This window comes from Aestuarium sp. (assembly GCF_023253315.1).
Lineage (GTDB): Bacteria > Pseudomonadota > Alphaproteobacteria > Rhodobacterales > Rhodobacteraceae > Marivivens > Marivivens donghaensis.
This window is the reverse complement of record NZ_JALRGW010000002.1, coordinates 1-19,804: the sequence shown is the minus strand read 5'-3', so window position 1 is coordinate 19,804 and position 19,804 is coordinate 1. Positions and strand designations below refer to the sequence as shown.

Genomic DNA, 19,804 nt, shown 5'->3' with positions numbered 1-19,804 from the left:
TGGAAAATCATATCATTTTAAGTGAATACCCCCTGCACAACCATCAGCGGAGTTGCTAGGGTGGAAACAATCAATCTATTTGAGGCAATTTATTATGGCGACCACCGCTAAAACCACCAAACGCAAACCCGCAGCCGTTCAAGAGGTACCTGAGGCAACGCAGGCGACCGAGAGCGAAACATCCTCTGTTGTGGTGAAGAAACCTGAATTCATCGACCGCGTCGTTGCGCGCTCCGGCCTCAAGAAAAAAGACGTCAAACCCGCGCTGGAAGCGATCCTTGCCCAACTGGGCGAGGAGCTGACCGAGGACAAAGAACTGTCGCTACCGCCTTTCGGTAAGATCATGGTGAACCGCACCAAAGACACCGCAAACGGCACCGTTGTTATCGCGAAAGTGAAACTGTCTAAGCCCGTTGTGAAGGTTGATGGAAATTCTTCGGAAACCCCTCTTGCGGATGAAGACGAGTAAGGGTAATCACGCCGCCACGGGTCGTTAGCTCAGTTGGTAGAGCGCTTCGTTTACACCGAAGATGTCGGGAGTTCGAGTCTCTCACGACCCACCAGAATACAAGGCGCATCCCACGGGTTGCGCCTTTTGTTTTTTGGTGGATAAGTCACGCCATGACCCTGCCTGAGCTCTACATCATCCGCCATGGTGAAACCGAATGGAACCGCGCTGCGCGTATGCAGGGCGGGCTGGATTCGGCACTGACAGAGTTGGGCCGTGCGCAGGCGGATCAGGTTGCTGCCACGCTCGCGGGCATTATTCATCCAGACACTCATGATCTGTGGAGCAGTCCGCAGGGTCGCGCCTTGGCTACGGCTGAACCGATATCAAAGGCAACGGGTTGTCCTGTGGTCGCCGTCGATGGTTTGCGCGAAATCCACATGGGAGATTGGGTTGGGCTGTCGCGATCAGAGATCGACGCGAAATGGCCTGCGCCGTCACCAGATGAACATTTCATCGAATTTTACCGTCGAGCCCCAAATGCGGAATCCTTTCCAGCACTATGGGAGCGTGTTGGTCAGGTATTGGACCACATCCGTCGTCCCACGGTGATTATCACCCATGGTTTTACCTCGCGCTTCTTGCGGACGCGAGCGTTGGGGCTGAGCCTTGACGATATTGGCCAGGTCGACGGCGGGCAGGGCGTTATTTTTCGGATAAAAAACGGCCAACATGAGATTTTTGAAAAATAGATGACATTGGGGTCTTGCCCCTTTGAGAATCTGCGGCTACTTACGCCGCCATGGGTCGTTAGCTCAGTTGGTAGAGCGCTTCGTTTACACCGAAGATGTCGGGAGTTCGAGTCTCTCACGACCCACCATTTCCCCCACATACACAACCGTTTATCCGCCATTAATTCATGTGCGTTCCGCATTGACGCGTCTGGCACAGGATTGTAGCAAGCGAACGGGGGCCTGTAGCTCAATGGTTAGAGCAGAGCGCTCATAACGCTTTGGTTGCGGGTTCAAATCCTGCCGGGCCTACCAATTTTTCCCCATCTGTTGATAAACTATAAGCTTGCTCGCTTTTTTGCCTATTTTAGGCGATTTGGGGCGGGAGTTTGGGTTTATCTATATGATTTTGCTTATCTATCTGGACCCTGAGGTGAGCAATTATTTAGTCTGTTTATCGACCATATCATCACGGAATCTATCTACGTCTGACTTCTGAACGACCAAGCCGTTGAACCCTTCGGTCATACGGCCAACCTTCAGGTCACCGTTCAGGATCAAATCAATCAGGAAAGTGAGTGGTTTCTTTATCCGATTGCTTGATTGCAATAGGCGCTCCCAACCTTGGGCGTCCTGCAAAGGGATCACATTTTTCTGCAGTGATGCCAGGAATTCGGTAGCTTCTTTGACGCTCCACTTCTTCCAAATTTTTTCATCAGATGTGCGCGGTACGATGTGCCCCTCAAGGATCAATTTTTCAACTTCGGCTTTCGTGGCATGGAGCGTCTTGATCACATCTCCGATTGTCACAAGGCTGGCGGCCTCTTCAATGATGTGTATGTATTCCTTCGCGTCGAAGGTTTTTCTATTGAATGGAGGCTTATCGTCGTGCTGCAGCGCGCCTGCATTAATGAGGTATGCTTCCATAAGTTGAGGTTTTGTTCCGACTTTACCTGCGGCTGATGTGACGGAGTGCAGGATCCGCTCCTGAAGTGGTTCCCCGAGGACGATCTCGCCGTCATCGAAATCCCAAATTTTCAAAAGCACATCTCGGAAAATTCTCTGGTAAGTGGAGAATGCGGGGTTCGTGCAGTAAAGTTCGTTAAAAGAGTGGTAAAGCTTGCCATAAGTCGCACTCTTATCCCGTAAGCCAGAATGGGTGGCCTCGGAAAGCTCAATGAGTATCGCTTCGATTGCAGCTTCTCCCTTGCGCATAATTGCGAAGGCCGTGTTGTTTGCGGTCGAACTATTGGGCGTCTTTGTCTTTAGGGTCTGACCTCTAAGCTTTTCCACCTCAGCTCCAAGCAATTTACCGAATGTAAGCGAGGCATAGAGAGGTTGGCTGGCCAGCCATGTGTCGTCGGCACCTGTGTCTAACTTTGTGTCGAGCCAGAGATCGAATTCAGTAATCTCGCAAGTGTCCTGATCGAAAGCCCCCGATAATATCTTTGGTGCAATCTCGTTGATCCGCGCTTGATAATTTTATCGTTTCAATACGGCGCCGGCCTCCCAAAGAACCACGAGGGGGTGAGAATGACGTATGCAGGCTGTGACGCTTCGTAGTTGCCAGTGGCCTCGCATCGCCATGTTCTCTGCAGGTGTCCCCTTCTTACCCTCATGGTCTTCTCTAAGACAAATGGGGCAGCCTCGAACACGTGGGCTTCGAAGCGTTCTAGAACCGTGATCCTCACCTCTAAATCTCTGTTTTACCTCTCCAATGCTCATGCCAGTCCAAGACTTCATTTCTTCAAATTGAGCGTCGGATAGACCGCCCCAATATGCGAGCTCTGCAAGGGCAGTGTCGTCATCTTGAGACAGTTTCCGAAGGCTGGTCCCCATATGAAGTGCGAACTTTCGGGTTGTCGTTTTGCGCATCGCAGCCAGGCGAGAGATGAACGAGGGGATGGTTTCGCGATGCACTGGCGTGGGGCGCAGGGGGAATGTCTGGGTCATGAGAAAGATCATAAATATGAAAGTGAATTACGACCTTTCCTGTTGTGGACTGAAAAGTCTAGCGGGTCCGCCAAAGGTGTAGGCACTTTCGGCCCAAAGCGGACGTTCGTCTCGCTCGCAGCGAACGTCCGTTTTCCCGCCCTTTATTCTACAGCTTCATTCGCTCAGGCTGCCTGCTGATTTGGCGATAAGAAGGCATTCGTTTTGCATCTGCACTGTTGGGTAAAAGTAAAATTGGATGTGCGTGTGCCGCTTGACGGAATGTGAGAGAGATTACAATTGATCCCAAAACTGCCGAGCGACGGGGCTCATTTGTCGATCGGGGGCGTGTATTTTGATTAGGTGCCGTTTCGCTTGATCGTTGGCGGGGCAAAGGAACATTAAATCTGGTTCTGTGATCATCGCACTTTTGGGGAGGATCGTCGCACCAATCCTGTTTCTTACAAACGCCAAGAGAGCCGTCGTGTTCTTGGCTTCTAGGTTGCACTCGAGAAGTATTGCCTGAACTTCTGGTGCTTTTACGATCGAGCAAAGTGGGTTTGAGATGAAGGGTTCAAGCGATAGAACGTCCCAGGTCTGCCGGCCTTCTGCCCATGCTGCTGAGATGGCCGACTCTTTGTGGCAAACGATTCCTAATTCGTCCGTGAGGATTATTTCGCCGTCGTGACCTGTGTCTGTTTCTGACGAGATGATCCCAATGTCAGCTTCATCTAATTGAACTCGCCTCACGACCGAAGCGGTATCGACGTCACTGATTTCCAGTCTCACATCCGGTCTGTGTTTTCTAAACGAAGTCACTACGTTCGGTAAGAGCGTTACAGTGGCTGATGGCACCGCTGCGATCCGGATCAACCCTGCGGTTGACATTGCGTGACGACGAATAGCTTCGGTGCTGCGCACGAACGCCTCGTTCGCTCTTCGGCTTTCCGCTAGGACCAGTGCGCCAAGTGGGGTGAGTTTGTTTTTTCGATCGGTTTCAAAGAGACGGTCGCCAATGTCGTCCTCGAGCTGCGACAGCATCATTGAAATCGCAGAGGGCGTTCGCCCCAGCTTTGCTGCGGCCAGAGAAAGTGACCCTTGTTCTGCGACAGTTTGAAAAACGCGCAGCATCTCTAATTTCAGTGCCATTCAGTTTTCCTGAAAAAATGTTCAAAACTTCAAGATTGATTGAAGTTAATCGTGCTGCCAATACCAACGCAAGTGGAAATAGAGGGGTTCTTTCTGGATGAATACGCAGCTTTACATCAATGGTCAGTGGCAATCTGGCAAAACCGAGATTGAAAACCGCAACCCCTCTGATCTTTCCGACCTTATCGGTCACTATGCGCAAGCAAGTGGGGAGCAGCTGCAATCTGCGTTGGACGCAGCCCGTGCTGCGCAACCTATTTGGTGGGCTGCCGGTATTCAAAAACGCCATGATGTACTGATGGCAATCGGCACAGAACTGATGGCGCGCTCTGCAGAGATCGGTGAAATGGTTGCCCGCGAAGAAGGTAAGCCGCTCGCCGAGGGCAAAGGAGAGGTTTATCGCGCGGGTCAGTTCTTTACCTACTACGCGGCGGAAGTTCTTCGCAATCAGGGCGATCTGGCGGAAAGCGTTCGCCTTGGTATCGAAATTGACGTGCGCCGCGAACCGGTTGGGGTTGTCGCTATCGTTAGCCCTTGGAACTTCCCTGTCGCGACACCAGCTTGGAAAATTGCGCCAGCACTGGCTTTTGGCAATGCTGTGGTATGGAAACCCGCGAACGTGACCCCGGCGAGCGCGATCCTGCTGACAGAAATCATCGTAAAGCAAGACATCCCCGCAGGCCTGTTCAACCTTGTTATGGGGTCTGGACGCGAAGTCGGTCAGGCACTTGTGGAAAGCCCAAAAGTTGATGCGATCAGCTTTACTGGGTCTGTTCCTGTTGGTCGTGGTATCGCTGCGGCGGCTGTCGTGAATATGACTAAGGTCCAGATGGAAATGGGGTCGAAAAACCCAATGATCATCATGGATGACTGCGATCTTGATTTGGCAGTTGCGCATGCCGCTGGTGCTGCATTCGGCGGAACTGGCCAAAAGTGCACTGCTGCAAGCCGACTGATCGTACACGAAAAAATTCATGATGCTTTCGTTGAGAAACTCGTCGCTGCCGCACAGGCTTACAATGTGGGTCATGCATTGGCAGAAGGGACCCAGATCGGTCCGGTCGTTAGCGAAGGTCAGCTCAAGCAGAACCTCGATTATATCGCGCTGGGTCAGACCGAGGGTGCAGAGCTTCTGTGTGGTGGACAAAGATTGGAGCGCGACACCGAAGGCTACTTCATGGCGCCTGCTGTGTTTGCAGGAACGCGCAACGATATGCGGATTAACCGTGAAGAAATGTTCGCGCCAATCACCTGTGTTATCAAAGCTGGCGGATATTCCGATGCTCTCGATATTGCAAATGACAGCGAATTTGGTCTGACAGCGGGGATCATGACCACGAGCCTCGCTCGCGCCAATCACTTCCGGGCCAACATGCGTGCAGGATGCGTCATGGTGAACCTACCGACGGCTGGAACCGACTATCACGTCCCGTTTGGCGGTCGTGGTGCATCAAGCTTTGGCTCGCGTGAGCAGGGCCGATACGCTGCAGAGTTTTATACCACCGTTAAGACCGCCTATGTTGCATCGGGGGAGCCTGCATGAAACGCGCGCCTCTGATCGATGGCCTTCAGTATGCCAACTGGTCCGAGAAGATCTTTCGGCAGTTGCGCGAAGGCAATGTAGACGCTGTCCATGTAACCATCACTTATCACGAAACCTTTCGTGAGACCGTTCTGCAAATTGAAAAGTGGAACCGGTGGTTCGAACTTTATCCAGACCTCATCTTTCAGGGCCGCACAGCCGCAGACATCGAGAAGGCCCAGAAAGAAAGTCGTACAGCGATCTTCTTTGGTTCGCAAAACCCGTCCTGCATGGAAGACGACATTGGTTTGATCGAAATCCTGCACACGCTCGGAATGCGGTTTATGCAGTTGACCTATAACAACCAGTCGCTACTCGCGACAGGGTGTTACGAGGCCGAAGACATGGGTCTCACTCGCATGGGTCGCGAAGTGGTCGCTGAGATGAACCGCGTCGGCATGGTCGTAGATATGAGCCATTCAGGTGAGCGTTCCACGCTTCATGCCATTGAATATTCGTCCCGACCGATCGCGATCACTCACGCTAACCCGCACGATTGGCATCCTGCGCTGCGCAACAAATCAGACACTGTCCTGAAGGCTCTGGGTGAAACGGGAGGGATGCTCGGTTTTTCTGTCTATCCACACCATTTGCGCGACGGATCGAAATGCACGCTGCAGAGCTTCTGCGACATGATTGTTCGGACCGCTGATGTGATTGGGCACGGGAATATCGGGATCGGAACGGACCTTTGTCAGGACCAGCCCGATAGTATCGTTGAATGGATGCGCGTTGGGCGTTGGACAAAGTCAATTGACTACGGCGAAGGTAGTGCGGCCAATCCAGGGTTCCCGCCCATGCCGGAATGGTTCAACGACAATCGTGATTTCGGGACGATTGAATCCGGTTTGCGTGCCGCTGGCATGGATCAAGCGGGCGTTGACGGTGTCATGGGGGGCAACTGGCACCGGTTTTTTGCAAAAAGTTTCGGACCCGCCGCTGGTGGATCGGAAAGCGTCGCACGGGCTGCGGAATAGGCTCACATCAAAAATAGAAACTGTCGTTCAGGGGAGGAACCTTTAGATGAGCGATACGACACAAACTGGTGCCAAAGGCACCGGCCTAGGCAAGGTGGATAAACCTCTTTTTGCCATTACAGGCGGATTTATCCTTCTTTTCTGTGCTTGGGCACTTTTTGACCTCGATGGCCTGTCGGCCATGGTCGATGCCGGCTTTAACTGGTCTGCGAAGTACTTTGGTCTGTATTGGCAAGTGTTGCTGCTAGCGACGTTCCTGATCGGCTTGGTCCTATGTGTCCTCCCCGGTGGGCGCGCTGTCCTTGGCAATCTGGACAAGCCGGAGTTCACGAGCTTCCAATGGGGTTCGATGATCATGTGTACGCTGCTTGCGGGTGGCGGTGTGTTCTGGGCAGCGGGTGAACCCATTGCGCACTATCTTTGGACGCCGCCACTCTTTGGTGACCTGAGTGCCGACGAAACCGCACGGACCAATGCAGCTTTGGCGCAGGCCTACTTGCATTGGGGTTTCCTTGCATGGGCGATCCTTGGTGCTCTCACGACCGTCATGATGATGCACTATCACTATGACAAAGGTCTGCCGCTTGCACCGCGCACGCTGCTGTATCCAGTGTTCAAGGACAAAGCGATCAATGGTCCAATCGGTCTCATCGCGGATGCGTCCTGCATTATCGCTGTTGTTGCTGGTACCGTTGGTCCAATCGGCTTTCTTGGCCTGCAGATGTCTTACGGACTGAATGCTCTTTTCGGCATCCCTGACACATTGGCAACACAAGCCATCATGATCCTTGGGTTGGCCGGTATCTATACAGTTTCCGCAATCTCGGGTCTGAACAAAGGCATCCAGCTTCTGTCAAAGTTCAACGTTATTCTGGCGTTCGCACTGATGGCGTTCATGCTGGTCTTTGGCCCGACATCTTCGATCCTTACGGGTTTTGCTGGTGGCATGGGCACCTATCTCACGAACTTCTTCGACATGGCTATGTTCCGCGGTGACGCTGGTCTCTTTGGTGAACCGGGTTGGTTGGGCTGGTGGACCGTGTTCTTCTGGGGCTGGTTCCTAGGCTACGGACCACTGATGGCGATCTTTATTGCAAAGATTAGCCGTGGCCGTTCGATCCGTTCGATCATCATTCTTCTCGCAATCATTGCGCCGATCATCACGAACTTCTGGTTCACGATTATTGGTGGCAGCGGCATTGCGCTGGAACAGGCAAACCCTGGAGTAATCTCTGGTCCGTTCGAAGGCTTTAACCTGCCTGCCGGTCTGCTCGCGATCACTCAGGCGATGCCTATGGGCTTTATCCTGTCGCTCTTGTTCCTCGTTCTCACGATGATTTTCGTGGCTACGACGTCGGACTCCATGAGCTTTGTGATCGCTGCTTCGATGTCGGACGAGAACCCGTCGGCTGCACTCCGCGCGTTTTGGGGGATCGCCATGGCTGTGATGGCCCTGATCTTGATCGGAACAGGCGGTGGAGGCGTTGGTAAACTCCAGAGCTTCATCGTTGTGACAGCGGTTCCTGTATCGTTGGTATTGCTGCCATCACTGTGGGACGCGCTACGTATCACATTGGCCCTCGGCCGCAAATAACTCCCCCATCGGGGGCGGTAGCCCTATACTATCTCTACCGCCCCCGATCCCTTTTTTCGAATAGGATCAAATGATGGTACACGCGACTGAACATTCTCCGAGGACGCCGGCAGAGTTCTACCGGAGCCCAGATCAGGTCATGCGTTTGTCACGTATGGGAAGCGCGCATCCGATGCGACTGTCGTTCCTGCGCGTCCTCATGCGCCGCGTCGAAGCCGAAGGTTGGGTGTTCGATCGGCACGTTTGGGACGTGGACGCCAAGGGTGTTGGTCGCGCTGTTTACTGTGCCCGTGGTCCTGTTCGCACCTACTCACTCGTCGCGTTTTCCCATGATTTGCCTCCTGAAATGCGGTCCGATCGTGTCATTGCGACTGCATGGGACGCGACATTTACGCTCTTTGACGGTGTGCCAACTTCAGAAGATCTGGATCGTTTGCAAGCAAATGTGCCCTATCAAGAGGCAGGTCGGATCACCGACCGCGAACTTTCATTGAGCCGCGCAAACCGATCTGTTCGTCTTTTTGAACATGTCGTCGATGCGCTGGCGCAAGGGGTTCAGCCTGACGCAGAAGAGATCGACGCTGTCGGATATTTGATGCGGACAACTGCGGTATATGGTTCCGGTAAGTTCGGTGCAGCGGACAGGGCCTCAATCGCAGGGCGACCTGAGCTTTCAGCGCCATTTCAAGCAGAGATGCTATCGGTATGGCTCATACGCTGGTTTACGGTTGATATCGTCAATCACCTCGCACGATCTAAAGGCGGCGAACGTGCGGTAGCTCTCGATATGGACCTTTGCCGTCGTTTAGGCGTTGGCAATTCGACAGGGCTCGGTATGGCACCGTTTTTGGTGCGCCACCCGATCCTTATCAACAATTGGATGTTTGCGCGCGAAGAGGCGCTTGCGCGGGTCAGATCCTTGGCATCTGTGACTGAGAAGACCAAGTCAGATATTCATAGGGCGCTCGATGCCGCGATTGAAAATGCCCGAACTTGGAAGTCCTCGCATCCGATCCAAATCACGAAATTAGAAGATCTTCGACGTGACTTGGCTCTTATCAAAACGCACCTTGAGATATGGCCTAACGGCGACCTGCCTTGGAACGACCTTTGGCTGTGGGCTGAACACACCCTGAGCGAGGAAGGACAAGAGGCGCTGGTCTCGATCATCCTGGAGCCACATGGCGATCTTATTGATGGCCTTGCCGATTGTATGAGCGCTGATGAACGCGCACAGTTTCGGATCGATGGTGCGGTATCCGTCCAGTCGCAGTTGGACATATTGAAAAAGCACTATGCATGGGCGCTGGAAATCGATTTCGATCAAGAAGACCAAGCCGCGCAGTTCTGGTACGTCTCGGAAGAAAAACTTGAGCCGCGACTGGGCGAACGTTTTGCGGAAGAGGGGGCTGACCTTGAACAGCCACTTTGCGTCGCACGTTTAGCTAAATCTCTCTATAGCGCCTTAGAGGCATGGTCGCCTTCCGCGCCTGTCGCTGAGTTTTTGTTGGCGCATCCTGAGCATCGTCTGATGGTGCGCCGCGCTCAGCAGGCCTCCAAGCATCCTTATGCTGAAGTGCGCGACAATCTTATTGCCCGCGACATGCTCCCGATTGACCTGATGCGGTGTAAACTGGCGTTTTTCGGTGCCACTCACTTTGACCCGCGATCTGATAAATGGGTTCGCATCAGCCTGTTCAGTGGCGCGCCATATCCATTCGAAGTAAATGCGGGGGGAGCAGCATGAACATGTCTGAAGCTACTGAATTCATGTCGGCAACGGCCCATGCTCCGGTCGGTTTCAGGTTGAGCCGCACAGAGACAGAGACGCTTTGCTACAAAGCAACACGCGGCGCTGGATATAGTTGGGGTATAGCCGAGGAAGCTGCGAATGCCGTTGGCTGGCTGTGTGCGAATGGTATCGACGGGACAGCAGTCCTATTGGCCGCGATCGTTGCCCCAACAGTCAATGCGCCAGACACGTCCAACGATTTTTGGATCAGCTCAGACGGCAAACCTCTTTGCCCGCTGATGACTGGTGCCGCACTGTCAGATTTCGCGACCTCTATTTTCGCTGCAAACGATGATCATCTTCAGGTTGGTCCGGTTCGGCAGCCGGTTCTGCTCCTCCCGTTTATGGCTCAATGTGCAGCAACGATGGGCGGTTCTATTGCTATCGAATGGGATGGGAGAAAACTGGTGGTGGGCAAGGGTATCAAAACCGATGCTGAGACCTTATCTGCTTTGTTATCTGCATCCGTTGCGACAATCAGCCTGAGCCTATCTGGCGACCTATTTGACCCCGACAGCACGATGACTTCGTTTGCTCTGGCATCCCCACATACGATAGCCGCGCTCGATGCTTTGGCAATGCGCACAACCGTTCCGGCCACCGAACAGTCTCGTAACAGCGGTGCTGGTGCAGGAACCTCTGATAACGATTAAAGGAAGATCAATGACCCTCTCGCGACTTAATCCCGGCCCTCGAATGAGCGAAGCTGTCACCATTGGTGATGTTGTCTTCTTGGCTGGCCAGATTCCGACCACGCTGACCGGCGATATCACAGTGCAGACCCGTGAAGTTTTGGCCGAGATGGATGCCGTCATGGCAGAGCTTGGCGGATCTAAAGCAGATATTGCCTCTGTTCAGGTATGGCTGACTGATATGGCTGACTTCCAGGGAATGAACGCCGTCTGGGATGAATGGGTTGATAAGGAAAATCCACCAGCGCGCGCGACCTGTGGCGTAGCCCTTGCTCGACCCGGAATGCGGGTAGAGATGGTTGCTGTAGCGCGCAATCCAAAGGCCTAAAGAAAATGAACGCCGTCCGTTTTCAATGTGGGCGGCTATTCCTTTTGTGCGCTGTCAGACTCACTAGCTTGAGCGTGGAGTGAGGTTCGGAATGGGAAACTGGAGGCGCAACCATATGTGGCGCTCCACCGCTCTAGCAAATGCCGCCTTCCACGCTTCGATGATCTAAAGTAGCGCGCACGTTGAACGGTATTGCTTAACGGCCGCTCAAGTTTTTTTGCGAGCCACTATTGGTGCAGCGAATGCCCGCTTCCCGCTCAATTTCTACCTTCGATCAATCTAATAGCATTTTTTGTTCACATTCCGAATTTGCGAAATAATAATTTGAACAAAATTCAAATTATGAACAATTCTCTGGATTGTGGTGCATCTGATGTTTAACCGAAGAGGCAGGAGGACTGCCTCATGGATAAAACTTTAGATTCCCTTTCTGCTGCTGTGTCGCGCATCCACGATGGTGCGACAGTGATGATCGGTGGCTTCGGCGGCTCAGGTGCGCCGATTGAACTGATCCACGCTCTCATTGATCAGGGCGCAAAAGACCTGACGGTCGTGAACAACAATGCGGGCAATGGTCATGTTGGCCTTGCGGCCTTGATCGAACAGAAACGCGTTCGCAAATTGATCTGTTCGTTCCCGCGTTCTGCCGATCCGCGCGTGTTTACAGAGCAATATCTCGCTGGTGAGATTGAGCTGGAATTGGTGCCGCAAGGCACGCTTGCTGAACGTATTCGGGCGGGTGGTGCTGGTATTCCTGCGTTCTACACACCCACCAGCTTTGGGACCGACCTCGCCAAGGGTAAGCCGATCGGAGAGTTTGAGGGTCGTTCGTATGTCCAAGAACGCTGGCTCAAGGCCGATTTTGCTCTGATCAAAGCAGAGGCTGCGGATGCTCATGGCAACCTCACCTACCGCATGGCAGCGCGGAACTTTAACCCACTGATGGCAACCGCGGCGAAGGTGACGATCGCTCAGGCCTCACGGATTGTCCCGCTTGGGGCGATTGATCCCGAACAGGTCGTCACCCCCGGAATTTTCGTGAACCACGTGGTTCATGTTCCGAACCCCGCGCAAGAAGAAATCCTCAATCGGGCGGAGGCTGTTTACCCATGACCGATATTCAGACTGTAAAGCTCTCGAACTCGCAAATCGCGTGGAGAGCGGCCCAAGACATCGAAGACGGCGCCTATGTGAACCTCGGGATCGGGTTTCCAGAAATGGTGGCAAAGTTCCAGCCAGAGGGGCGTCAGGCCATCTTCCATACTGAGAATGGCGTTCTCGACTTTGGTGAAGCGCCGATCGCGGGCGAAGAGGACTGGGATTGTATCAACGCTGGCAAAAAGGCGATCACGATCAAGCCGGGAACCGCGTTCTTCCATCATGCGGATAGCTTTGCGATGGTGCGTGGTGGGCATTTGGATGTCGCCATCCTTGGCGCCTATGAGGTCGCGCAGAATGGTGATCTGGCCAACTGGTCGACCGGCGCTGGCGGTGTTCCCGCTGTGGGTGGCGCAATGGACTTGGTTCACGGTGCGAAGCGCGTCGCCGTCCTGACGGATCACGTCACTAAGAAAGGCGCGCCAAAGCTGCTTGAGGCCTGCACGCTCCCGCTTACGGGTGTTGGCTGTGTGACACGCATCTACACATCGCTTGCCGTAATCGACATTGAGAACGGTCACTTCGTTCTTCGCGAAAAGGTCGCAGGGCTGTCGTTTGACGAACTGCAAGCCGTCACTGGTGCCACATTGCACACTGACGGCCCCGTGGCCGATCTGATCGTCCCTGAGATCTGAGGAATAGAGATATGACCGAAGCATTTATCTGCGATTACATCCGCACACCAATCGGACGGTTTGGTGGTTCGCTGTCTTCCGTGCGTGCGGACGACCTTGGCGCTGTTCCGTTGAAGGCACTCATGGCGCGAAACGAGAAGGTTGATTGGGCGGCTATCGACGAAGTGATCTATGGCTGCGCCAATCAGGCGGGCGAAGACAACAGAAACGTCGCCCGAATGGCGGCTCTTTTGGCTGGCCTACCTGTCGAAGTCCCAGGGACCACGATGAACCGTTTGTGCGGTTCGGGCATGGATGCTGTCATCACGGCAGCCCGAGCCATTATGTCGGGCGAGGCTGAGATCATTATTGCGGGTGGCGTTGAATCCATGTCGCGTGCGCCCTTTGTCATGCCCAAGGCTACCACTGCGTTCAGCCGTGACAATGCTGTCTATGACACGACGATCGGCTGGCGTTTCGTGAACCCACTGATGAAGCAGCAGTATGGCGTGGATTCCATGCCAGAGACCGCTGAAAACGTGGCTGAAGATTTTGGTATCAATCGCGCGGATCAGGATGCCTTTGCGCTTCGGTCCCAAGACAAAGCTGCCGCGGCGCAGGCCAATGGTCGCCTCGCCGAAGAGATCACGCCTGTGGTCATTCCGCAGCGCAAGGGTGATCCCAAAGTGATCGATACTGACGAACATCCTCGTGCAACCACGCTTGAGGCCCTGAGCGGGTTGAAGACGTTCGTAAAGGCCGACGGCACCGTAACGGCAGGCAACGCCTCTGGCGTAAATGACGGGGCGGCGGCGATGATTATCGCGTCCGCTGAGGCGGCTGCGAAATACGGTCTGACGCCGATTGCCCGCATCGTGGGTGGTGCGACTGCTGGTGTTGCGCCTCGTATTATGGGCTTTGGTCCAGCACCTGCCGCGAAAAAGCTGATGGCGCGTCTCAAACTCGCGCAATCCGACTTTGACGTGATCGAACTGAACGAGGCATTCGCGTCTCAAGGTCTTGCGACGCTCCGTGATCTGGGGATCGCGGATGACGACGCGCGGGTCAACCCGAACGGCGGGGCGATTGCACTTGGTCACCCACTTGGTATGTCCGGCGCGCGGATCACGGGGACTGCAGCGCTTGAGTTGCAGAAAACGGGCGGTAAACGGTCTCTCTCAATGATGTGTATCGGTGTGGGGCAAGGCATCGCCATCGCGCTGGAGCGTGTATAACAAATGAAGGGCCGCCTCGAGCGGCCTTTTTGCTGGGCAGATGCGGGATTTACAAATGTTCGCCTTTTGAACAAAGGTTGCATTATGAAAGCAAAGAACACTGACATTGTTGGATCATTCATTAAGGGCCTTACGGTCCTCGAATGTTTTGGGGCGGATCGCGCCCGCCTGACGATAACGGACGTTGCAGAGCAAACTGGGTTTGATCGCGCAACCGCAAGACGCTGCCTTCTAACGTTAGAGCACGAAGGCTATGCGCATTATGATGGGAAGTTCTTTACCCTGACACCGCGGGTTTTGCGTTTGGGTATGGCAGCTTTGGCATCATTACCCATGGTGCAAATTGTTCAACCATGGCTCGATCAACTGTCTGACAAAATCGGGAAAAGCTGTTCGGTTGCGATCCTCGACGGAACCGAGATTGTCTACATCGCACGTGCGGCACAACGACGTGTGATGTCGATCAACCTCTTACCGGGATCGCGCCTTCCTGCACATTGTACGTCCTTGGGTAGGGTTTTGCTGGCTGGGCTTCCAGAAGCCGAGTGCCTCGACATTTTGCGTGCTTCCGACCTATCCCCGCGCACGCCCTTCAGCCTGACCGAACCCAATGAGATCATGGATGCGATCCATTCTGCGCGTGAAACGGGCTATGCCGTGATCGACCAAGAAGTCGAAACGGGACTACGATCGCTCGCAGTCCCGTTGTCGAATAGCAGAGGCCACGTCGTTGCTGCACTCAACATCGGCATGGCCATCTCTCAAGACCCTCCAGACACCATGGTGGGCCTTTATCTGCCGTCACTGCGCAAGGTCCAAAGTGGGCTCCAGAGGATGCTGTAAGATTATCCCATCGTTGCACCGAGCCATAAGGTAATTGCGGGGAAGGCGACCAAGAGCGCAAGCCGGACAATGTCGACTGCGATGAATGGCACAAGACCTTTAAAGATCGTCAATACTGGCGTGTCTGGCAGCACCGCTTTGAGAACGAACACGTTCATTCCAACTGGCGGTGTGATGAGAGCGATCTCAGTGACAACGATTACGATGATACCAAACCACACCAGATCAAAGCCTTGGGATACGACGATCGGCGCGAAGAGCGGGACGAAAATCAGGATGATTGCCATCGAGTCCATGACGCATCCGAGGACAAGGAATACTGCCATCATTGTTGAAAGAGCCAGCCCGCCTCTCACATGACCGACAAAGGCAAATGCAGCGCGAAACAGATCATTCGCAATGCCCGTTTTGGAAATAACGTTGCCCATCAGAATGAACATCGGAACCACTGCGAGATCGTAGGACAGGACTGCATCTGAAATGGTAAGTGGCACCAATTGAAACGCGATATTCCAATTGATAGCGAAACCGATGCCAAGGACGGAGACGGCCATAAGGGCGAACGCAAGGGGCACGCGCAAAAATGCCAGTGCGATGATAGCCGTAATCATTGCGATTGAACCGATGATCTGTCCCACAAGGGCTGATGTCAGACATCTCGCGCAACTTAGGTCAGGTCAAACGCGGGGATCGCGTGTTGATCTTGGGCGGGGCAGGGAGCCTCGGTAGCGCGGCTGTGCAGATCGCTGCGCATATGGGAGCTGACGTGACGGCCACTTGTAGCGGCCGAAACGTGAGGAATGTTGAGAGGCTCGGAGCGAACCGCGTGATCGATTACACACAAGAGGACGCGCTAAAACAGGCCGCCGAGTATGATGTGATCTATGACACTTTGGGCGTCACGTCATTTTCTGCGGCAAAACCAGCATTGGCTGAGGCAGGTCGTTACCTTTGTCCTGTCTTAACGCTGGGGCGGCTGCCTGCGATCTTGTTATCAAATCTTGTGGGCAAAAAACGCGCGATATTTGCAGCGACGGGGTTAGAAAAGCCTGAGCGTTTGCGGGCTATGCTTTTGGATATTCTACACGTGATGGAGCAAGGTCACCTGACCCGTGTGATTGATCGAGTTTATCCACTTTCTGATCTGGTTGAGGCTCATTCTTATGTCGAGACAGGTCATAAACGAGGCAACGTTGTCGTGGTGTGAGGTGGTCGCGTCACAACGCGTTTAGCGTGCGTTCGAAATTTCGATCAAGTTCCCATCGGGATCACGCATATAGATAGACGTGATTGGTCCAGTTGCGCCCGTGCGATGCACTGGGCCTTCGGTGATAGGGATACCGCAAAGCGCGAGGTGATCAATCCATTCCGCCAGAGGGGTGTCTGAGAGCAGACAGAGGTCCGCAGAACCTGGGGTAGGGGAGGCAGCATATGGGGCGAACTCTGCACCCGCTTTGTGGAGGTTGATTTTCTGCGTGCCAAAGGTCAGGGCCTCGCGGACTTCGCCAGACGGGGTGGTGAAAGCTGTCCGTGTCATGCCCAGACCGATGCAATAAAACCGGCAGGTTTCTTCAATGTTTGCGACCGTGAGGACCAAATGGTCAAGGGTGCGGATGGTTGGTTTCATATCAGCGTGCCATGACAATGTCGGCGCGGAGTCCGCCCAAGGCGGGACTATCTGACAACCGCAAAACTCCACCATGCAGGCGCGCGATATCGGCAACGATGGCAAGGCCAAGGCCAACGCCTGTGCCTTTGTTTTGGTTCCGTGCAGGGTCAAGCCGTGTGAAGGGGCGCATTGCCTCTTCGCGTTTGTCGGCGGGGATACCGGGGCCGTCATCCTCGACCGTGATGCGGAGCGTGCGGTCGGTGAGGGCGACCGACACTTGAGCTTGGGTACCGCCATACCGCAAGGCATTGCCAATCAGGTTGTCCAAGACACGACGGACGGCCAGAGGGCGCAGAGGCACGGCAACATCGTTGAGCGTTGGATCGATCGGCAAGAGGGTTACATTCTGCCCGCCGCGTTGGGCGTCGTCGACGACCCGCGTGACCAAATCGACGACATCCACTTGCTCAGCCGCATCGCCTGCATAGGCACGCCCGTATTCGAGGAAGGCTTCGATCAGGCGTTCCATATCTTCTACATCGCGGACCATGGGTTCCGCCTCGGCATCGTCGACCATGGACAGACCGAGCCGCAGCCGTGTCAGCGGCGTGCGAAGGTCATGGCTGATGCCCGACAGCATCATCGTGCGCGACTGGGTCTGACGTTCTATTCGTGCCCGCATGTCGAGAAAAGCGGTGCCCGCCGCGCGGACTTCATTCGCGCCACCGGGGGAATAGGGGACAATCCGCCCCTTACCGTATTCAGAGGATGCATGAGCCAACCGTTTGATCGGACGCAGTTGGTTGCGCAGGAAAGAGTAGGCGACAAAAGTAAGGAACGTCCCCATCACCATCATAATAACTATCAATTGGTGAGGGTTCGACGCCGTCACCCGCCACCGCGGGAAACTGATCCCATTCACGCCCGAACGGTCAAACCAAACCATAACTTCGGTGTCATCCGACAGATCAACAGCGCGTAGGTCGTTAAAGTCGGTCCGAAGGGTCGCAATCATCGCACGACCAGAGAAATCCAAGAATCCATAGTCATCAGCTTCGGGCGGTGCTTCAGATGACAAAAGCGTAAACCCGAGCGCTTCAGAGAGCGCGGCTTGCTGCACGGATGGGCTATCAAGGATCAGGGTAATCTCGCCACTGACCGATTGCGTCATCCGCCGCGTCACCCCATCATAATGACGTTGGATAAACACAACAGAGACGAGGATTTGGAGCGATATGATCGGGAGCAGCAGGATCAGTGCTGCTCGGCCATATAGTCCGCGAGGGAGATAAGATTTGATCGACCCGATTGCCATATGGCAAAGCTATCGTGACACGAGCGTAGAGGAAAGCAGCATATGATCCAGATTCAATCCGATATCATCTGTCTTCGCGCGCCCAATCCCTCCCCGCTGACTTTCACAGGCACCAATACATATATAGTAGGCACCGACCGCGTAACGGTTATCGATCCGGGCCCATATATAGAGAGCCATCTCGACGCGATTTTGGCGTTGATCGATGGTCGCCCAGTGGATGCGATTATCGTGACCCATTCTCACTTGGATCATTCGCCTTTGGCCCGTCAGCTGTCAGATCGCTGCGGCGCACCCGTCGTTGCATTCGGTGGCCCGATGGCGGGGCGAAGCGAAGTGATGCAGACCCTAGTTGGCGCGATCGGAGGGGGGGAGGGGGCCGATACCGACTTTGCCCCTGATCGAACGGTCGTCGATGGTGAAGCTATTGGTGACTTCCGCGCTATTCACACGCCGGGTCATATGGGGAACCATATCTGTCTCTTATATAAGGATGTGCTTTTCTCGGGTGATCATGTGATGGGCTGGGCGACTTCGCTTGTCTCCCCGCCAGATGGCGACCTCACCGACTTTATGGCGTCGTGTCGTAAGCTGCAGTCTATTCCCGCGCGTCGCTATCTGCCTGGGCATGGTGACCCGATTGAGGATCCCATGGCACGGCTCGATTGGTTGATCGCGCATCGGTTAGAGCGTGAAGCGCAAATCATGTCCGCTCTTATCGTGGGCGCAGATACCGCAGATCGCATCACCGCAAAGGTCTATGCCGATGTCGATGCGAGCCTTCATTTCGCAGCAAAGCGCAATGTAGTGGCCCACCTTATTGACTTAACACAACAAAAGCGGATCGAACCCGTTGGTGTATTGTCCGTCGATGCTGTGTTTCAGCCTCTGTGAAGATTGGTGGAAAAAACTTGTCCTTACCCTCTTGCAGCGTTTTGGCACCCTAGCTATACAGCGCCACATATTCCGGCGTAGCTCAGCGGTAGAGCAGTTGACTGTTAATCAATTGGCCGTAGGTTCGATCCCTACCGCCGGAGCCAAACTTCCCAAATAATCAAGTGATTTAAACCAATCCCGATGGGATTGGTTCGTTCTTCTTTTCGTCTGTCGAGGCAGGGCGCCGAACGGGCGACTCGTGGCGTCGAGCGAGTCACCGCGTTGTCGATTCCAAGGGGTGAGTCTCCCAGATTTGCTGCGACTGCATCGTCGGCATCACCCTCAAAGGGCGAAAAGTGATGGGGGTAGGAGCCATTTTCGGATATTCACGGCGCATTTTTGGGCAGTCTGGAACGTGAAACACCTTGTTTTGTTGGCTGATGCAGAAATTTTACATTTTTCGTCATTTCGCTCTTGCGGCTTCTTGGTGATAACCTTAGAACCCCCTTCACCGGCGGCGCTGAGGCGCGGTTGGGGCGGACGGAACGGTCGGATGGCTGGGAAGTTTGGAAAAAATTAGAGGTATTTCGGGCGAGGCGCGCCGTTCAAGTTAGGGCGCACTTGGTTCGTTTTGTCTCTGCGCTTTTTGACATCGATATTACTGAAGAGATATGTGGGCGGTTTGGCTCGTTTCGACGAACGAACGTTTGCATATCGCGCTCTTAGGCTTCGGCCGATGATAGAGTGTCAGCTTCACTGTTTGTACGGTTCTTCTGTAACTTTGGTTACTGAAGCACGGTCAAACAGATGACTTTCAGCAGGAATTCCTTAGCCGGGTCCTGTTGAAGATGTGCAGAGGTTCAACGTCAAGGATAGGCATACGTGCCTTTCAACTTGAGAGTTTGATCCTGGCTCAGAACGAACGCTGG

Annotated in this window: 20 protein-coding genes and 4 tRNA genes; 18 read left to right on the top strand and 6 right to left on the bottom strand. The window is 54.1% G+C overall.

Features of this window, described 5'->3' with window-relative positions; all coding sequences use genetic code 11:
• Positions 1–94: 94 nt before the first annotated feature.
• From AC1QQ2_RS01710 to AC1QQ2_RS01690, 5 genes are all read left to right on the top strand, one after another.
• The gene (locus AC1QQ2_RS01710) at positions 95–469 is read left to right on the top strand and encodes an HU family DNA-binding protein (RefSeq protein ID WP_479711846.1); all 375 of its coding nucleotides are present in this window, start codon (positions 95–97) and stop codon (positions 467–469) included.
• 18 nt (positions 470–487) lie between these two features.
• Positions 488–563: transfer RNA gene (locus AC1QQ2_RS01705), tRNA-Val, on the top strand.
• A 58-nt stretch (positions 564–621) separates the two neighbouring features.
• Positions 622–1,200: a histidine phosphatase family protein gene (locus tag AC1QQ2_RS01700; RefSeq protein WP_479711845.1), complete on the top strand. Its 579-nt coding sequence runs from the start codon at positions 622–624 to the stop codon at positions 1,198–1,200.
• 52 nt (positions 1,201–1,252) lie between these two features.
• A tRNA-Val gene (locus AC1QQ2_RS01695) sits at positions 1,253–1,328 on the top strand.
• A 90-nt stretch (positions 1,329–1,418) separates the two neighbouring features.
• Positions 1,419–1,494, top strand: a tRNA-Ile gene (locus AC1QQ2_RS01690).
• Positions 1,495–1,620: 126 nt separating this feature from the next.
• Here the strand turns inward: AC1QQ2_RS01690 and AC1QQ2_RS01685 are convergent.
• The 3 genes from AC1QQ2_RS01685 to AC1QQ2_RS01675 all read right to left on the bottom strand — a co-directional run bounded on the left by AC1QQ2_RS01685 (position 1,621) and on the right by AC1QQ2_RS01675 (position 4,260).
• Positions 1,621–2,472 carry a hypothetical protein gene (locus tag AC1QQ2_RS01685; protein WP_479711844.1) on the bottom strand — a complete coding sequence of 284 codons (852 nt, stop codon included), beginning with the start codon at positions 2,470–2,472 and terminating at the stop codon, positions 1,621–1,623.
• Positions 2,473–2,661: 189 nt separating this feature from the next.
• Positions 2,662–3,132, bottom strand: coding sequence for a TniQ family protein (locus AC1QQ2_RS01680; protein WP_479711843.1), 471 nt, complete (start codon positions 3,130–3,132; stop codon positions 2,662–2,664).
• Between the two features lie 273 nt (positions 3,133–3,405).
• The gene (locus tag AC1QQ2_RS01675; protein WP_479711842.1) at positions 3,406–4,260 is read right to left on the bottom strand and encodes a LysR family transcriptional regulator; all 855 of its coding nucleotides are present in this window, start codon (positions 4,258–4,260) and stop codon (positions 3,406–3,408) included.
• Between the two features lie 97 nt (positions 4,261–4,357).
• Here AC1QQ2_RS01675 and AC1QQ2_RS01670 point away from each other — a divergent pair, with 97 nt between their 5' ends.
• The 10 genes from AC1QQ2_RS01670 (at position 4,358) to AC1QQ2_RS01625 (ending at position 15,075) form a co-directional block, all read left to right on the top strand.
• The gene (locus AC1QQ2_RS01670; protein ID WP_479711841.1) at positions 4,358–5,803 is read left to right on the top strand and encodes an aldehyde dehydrogenase family protein; all 1,446 of its coding nucleotides are present in this window, start codon (positions 4,358–4,360) and stop codon (positions 5,801–5,803) included.
• Complete coding sequence (locus AC1QQ2_RS01665) at positions 5,800–6,819, top strand: membrane dipeptidase (protein WP_479711840.1); 1,020 nt, start codon at positions 5,800–5,802, stop codon at positions 6,817–6,819. Before AC1QQ2_RS01670 ends, AC1QQ2_RS01665 begins: the two co-directional genes overlap by 4 nt.
• Before the next feature lie 46 nt (positions 6,820–6,865).
• Positions 6,866–8,413, top strand: a complete 1,548-nt coding sequence (locus AC1QQ2_RS01660; protein ID WP_479711839.1) for a BCCT family transporter — start codon at positions 6,866–6,868, stop codon at positions 8,411–8,413.
• A 139-nt stretch (positions 8,414–8,552) separates the two neighbouring features.
• Positions 8,553–10,160: a hypothetical protein gene (locus AC1QQ2_RS01655; RefSeq protein ID WP_479711838.1), complete on the top strand. Its 1,608-nt coding sequence runs from the start codon at positions 8,553–8,555 to the stop codon at positions 10,158–10,160.
• Between the two features lie 2 nt (positions 10,161–10,162).
• Entirely contained in the window at positions 10,163–10,858 is a 696-nt protein-coding gene (locus tag AC1QQ2_RS01650; RefSeq protein ID WP_479711837.1) for a DUF3726 domain-containing protein, read from the top strand.
• 10 nt (positions 10,859–10,868) lie between these two features.
• Positions 10,869–11,225 carry a RidA family protein gene (locus AC1QQ2_RS01645; protein WP_105235221.1) on the top strand — a complete coding sequence of 119 codons (357 nt, stop codon included), beginning with the start codon at positions 10,869–10,871 and terminating at the stop codon, positions 11,223–11,225.
• A gap of 405 nt (positions 11,226–11,630) precedes the next feature.
• On the top strand, positions 11,631–12,338 hold the full coding sequence (locus AC1QQ2_RS01640) for a 3-oxoacid CoA-transferase subunit A (protein ID WP_479711836.1): 708 nt from the start codon (positions 11,631–11,633) through the stop codon (positions 12,336–12,338).
• A complete protein-coding gene (locus AC1QQ2_RS01635) occupies positions 12,335–13,018 on the top strand; it encodes a 3-oxoacid CoA-transferase subunit B (RefSeq protein WP_105235219.1) in 684 nt (227 codons plus the stop codon). Before AC1QQ2_RS01640 ends, AC1QQ2_RS01635 begins: the two co-directional genes overlap by 4 nt.
• Positions 13,019–13,029: 11 nt before the next feature.
• Positions 13,030–14,232: a 3-oxoadipyl-CoA thiolase gene (pcaF, locus tag AC1QQ2_RS01630; RefSeq protein ID WP_479711835.1), complete on the top strand. Its 1,203-nt coding sequence runs from the start codon at positions 13,030–13,032 to the stop codon at positions 14,230–14,232.
• Positions 14,233–14,316: 84 nt separating this feature from the next.
• Positions 14,317–15,075 carry an IclR family transcriptional regulator domain-containing protein gene (locus AC1QQ2_RS01625; protein WP_479711834.1) on the top strand — a complete coding sequence of 253 codons (759 nt, stop codon included), beginning with the start codon at positions 14,317–14,319 and terminating at the stop codon, positions 15,073–15,075.
• Positions 15,076–15,077: 2 nt separating this feature from the next.
• Here the strand turns inward: AC1QQ2_RS01625 and AC1QQ2_RS01620 are convergent, their stop codons facing one another.
• Positions 15,078–15,686, bottom strand: a complete 609-nt coding sequence (locus AC1QQ2_RS01620; protein ID WP_479711833.1) for a TRAP transporter large permease subunit — start codon at positions 15,684–15,686, stop codon at positions 15,078–15,080.
• A 35-nt stretch (positions 15,687–15,721) separates the two neighbouring features.
• Here AC1QQ2_RS01620 and AC1QQ2_RS01615 point away from each other — a divergent pair, with 35 nt between their 5' ends.
• Entirely contained in the window at positions 15,722–16,282 is a 561-nt protein-coding gene (locus tag AC1QQ2_RS01615) for an NAD(P)-dependent alcohol dehydrogenase (protein WP_479711832.1), read from the top strand.
• Positions 16,283–16,303: 21 nt separating this feature from the next.
• Here the strand turns inward: AC1QQ2_RS01615 and AC1QQ2_RS01610 are convergent, their stop codons facing one another.
• On the bottom strand, positions 16,304–16,702 hold the full coding sequence (locus AC1QQ2_RS01610) for a VOC family protein (protein ID WP_479711831.1): 399 nt from the start codon (positions 16,700–16,702) through the stop codon (positions 16,304–16,306).
• Between the two features lies 1 nt (position 16,703).
• Positions 16,704–17,999, bottom strand: coding sequence for an ATP-binding protein (locus AC1QQ2_RS01605; protein WP_479711830.1), 1,296 nt, complete (start codon positions 17,997–17,999; stop codon positions 16,704–16,706).
• A gap of 42 nt (positions 18,000–18,041) precedes the next feature.
• Between AC1QQ2_RS01605 and AC1QQ2_RS01600 the strand changes: the two genes are divergently transcribed.
• Both AC1QQ2_RS01600 and AC1QQ2_RS01595 read left to right on the top strand, forming a co-directional pair.
• Positions 18,042–18,893 (top strand): MBL fold metallo-hydrolase, encoded by an 852-nt coding sequence (locus tag AC1QQ2_RS01600; protein WP_479711829.1) that lies wholly within the window; start codon positions 18,042–18,044, stop codon positions 18,891–18,893.
• Positions 18,894–18,964: 71 nt separating this feature from the next.
• Positions 18,965–19,039: transfer RNA gene (locus tag AC1QQ2_RS01595), tRNA-Asn, on the top strand.
• Positions 19,040–19,804 lie beyond the last annotated feature (765 nt).